This window comes from Paraburkholderia podalyriae (assembly GCF_014397785.1).
In the GTDB taxonomy this organism is placed as follows: Bacteria; Pseudomonadota; Gammaproteobacteria; order Burkholderiales; family Burkholderiaceae; genus Paraburkholderia; species Paraburkholderia podalyriae.
The window spans coordinates 1-711 of the sequence record NZ_VZQQ01000272.1 but is presented as its reverse complement, the minus strand read 5'-3'; the positions used below and the strand labels follow the sequence as shown (position 1 = coordinate 711).

The following is a 711-nucleotide window of genomic DNA, read 5'->3' as shown; positions in this document are numbered from 1 at the left end:
TGAAAGTGGGCGCGATGTTGAACATGATGGAGCTGGAGACGTTTGCTGCGGTGGTCGAACATCGCAGCTTCACGCAGGCGGCGGTCGCGCTGAATATCTCCTCTGCTGCAGTGACGCGCCGCGTGAAGCGGCTCGAACAGTCGATCGGGGCGCTGCTCCTGGTCCGCGAACCGACCGTGATGCCGACGAAAGCGGGCGAAGACGTGTTTCGTCATTTCATGACAGTGCGGCTGCAGGAGGATGACCTGCTGCGGCGTGTCATGCCGGGGAGGGCGATGACGACGGCGCTTGCCCTTGCCGTCAACGCCGATTCGCTTGCCACCTGGTTTGAGCCAGTGACGCGTGAGCTGGCGCAACACCATGTGGCGCTTGAGATCGTTGTGGACGATCAGGACCATACGCTCGAGGCACTGGCGCGCGGCGACGTCAAAGGCTTCCTGTCCACGCAACCGGAACCGGTGGTCGACCGTTTCGTGGCGGAACCGGTCGGACAGATGCGCTATCAGTGTGTCGCCACCTCCGGATTCGCCCGCGAACATTTCGCCGGTGGTCTGACCTTGCCGGGCGTGCTCGAGGCCACCGCTATCCTGTTTGACCGGAAGGATGCCCTGCACGATGTGTTTTTCGGGTTGCATTTCGGGGTGACGGTCGGCCGGTACCCCAGACACTATTTTCCTTCGCCGGCGGCGTTGCTCAATGCGATCCTGGACG

Annotated in this window: 1 protein-coding gene; it reads left to right on the top strand. The window is 62.6% G+C overall.

Features of this window, described 5'->3' with window-relative positions:
- Positions 1–5 precede the first annotated feature (5 nt).
- Positions 6–711 (top strand): HTH-type transcriptional regulator ArgP (gene argP, locus F6X42_RS42990; protein WP_376776536.1); only part of this gene is annotated, 706 nt, incomplete at its 3' end.